The following is a 1,869-nucleotide window of genomic DNA, read 5'->3' as shown; positions in this document are numbered from 1 at the left end:
GGCAGTGATCGCCCGGGGTATTGCCTTTGGGATATCCGGGGAGATCAACACCAGTGGCGGCGACGGCAGCCCCGGCACTGTTGAGGATGGGCCTCATCGGGTGTCCGGTGGCAGCGGTGGTGGCGGCGCGCCCGGTGGTCTGGTGCTGCTGGTGGACGGCACCCAAAACCCCATGCCCGTCATCACCAACAACAGAATTGTGGCCTGCTATGGGGACAGCCCCAGCAGTCCCGGCAATCCCGGGCTGGGTGGGCAATGCCTGGGTACCAATGTTGCGCGGGTATTGTTTGTGCCCAAGTCCCGCACGCCCTATGACGACTACGAAGACCCGGAACCCAACCCCGAAGTGAAGGCCGCCCTGGAGGCCGCCCAACAGGCCCAGGCCGACGCCGATGCGGCGCTGGCAGATCTGGACCGGGTTGCAGCCGACGGATACTTGCATCAAAACGAAAAGTTGTTGGTGATCCGCGAACACGCGCAGCTGCTGCAGGAACAACCCGGAATTGAAACCCAGGCCGACGGTGCCGGCCTGACCACGGAAAAAGCCGACTACGCCGGCAACCTGGCGGCGCTGAACAGCTATTTAGAGGGACTGACCCCCGACTGGAACAATACTTCTGTGGGCACACCCATCAGCCGCAGCCTCTGGAATATTAACTGGCAATCGGTTTATGCCGCCCGGCAAACGCTGCTGGACGCCATTGCCCAACAGGCGCGGGAGGCCGGTATGCTCGGCGCCGCCCTGCAGTTCAAGTGGGATGGCCGGCCCCTGGGATTAACCTGGCCCACCAGCACCAACTATGCCGGCGGCACCAAATACACCTTTAATGCTGCGGTAGGGCGCGGTTATTTGCATGTGCTGGCCAACGATGCCGAGGGCGGCGCCCGGGTTGGTTTTAATGGCGCTTTGGTGGGCAGGATGAGTGGGGAGGATGGCGTCTCCCAATGGTATTCATTCCCGATCACCTTCCGATCCGGCGTCAATGAAATCTCCGTATGGGCCAGTTCCAGCGATGGCGGCACCTATGGGGGTATCGTTGTCACCCTGGGCGGCAGCGGCGATCCCGAGGCGCTGCTGGATGCCTCCGCCGCTGATGCCAAGGCCGCCGCCGCCCGGGATGCGGCCGACGATGCCAAAGCGGACGCCGATGCTGCCCTTGCCGACCTGGGGGATATTGCCGCGGACAGCAAACTACACCCGGCGGAAAAACCCCAGGTCATCCGCGAGTACAGCCAGCTATTGGCGGAGCAGGCAGGTAACGAGGCGGAGGCAAACCGTTACGGCATCACCACCGAGAGAACCGCCTACAGTGGTGCCATCACCGCGCTATCGGATTACCTCAGCGGAACTGGCTGGGACAATACCGCCAGCGTCACGTCCATTCATCGCAGCACCTGGGACACCAAATGGCGGGCGGTCTATACCGCACGACAAACCCTACTCAACAAAATCGACCAGATTGCCGGCTCCCTGGCGGATTGGGGGAAAGTCTACGGCTTTGGCAAGCCAGAAGACGGTGCCACTGTGGGCGCCACGGCCCAGGAGTGGGCGCAGATCCGCACCATGCGTCATACCGTACTTGAAGACTTTTCCGATCCGGTGTGGATGGGCACCTGGGAGGTGCCAATTGGTGGCGCCTCGATGCTGGCTGACTATACGGCGGCAGGCGGTAGCGCTAACGTAAAAGTCGGTGGTAGCGCGGCGCTATTGGGTAAGGCTGAATCGGACGGCGGAGTGTATATGTATAGCGGGACAAAAGTACCGTTTGATCCAGAAAAACTCTACCGTGTTGAGTGCCGTGTATTTGTTTATAACGAGGGCGACTTGTCGCGGTTGTTGTACCTCGGCGTAGCGGGTTTCGACAAGCT

Annotated in this window: 1 pseudogene; it reads left to right on the top strand. The window is 61.5% G+C overall.

The annotated features are described in order from the left end of the window. Window positions 1-1,869, top strand: a pseudogene (locus tag AB1S50_RS19405) (hypothetical protein); the annotation flags it as partial.

The sequence above is a fragment of the Microbulbifer discodermiae genome, from assembly GCF_040742695.1.
In the GTDB taxonomy this organism is placed as follows: domain Bacteria; phylum Pseudomonadota; class Gammaproteobacteria; order Pseudomonadales; family Cellvibrionaceae; genus Microbulbifer.
This window is presented reverse-complemented; position numbering and strand designations above follow the sequence as displayed.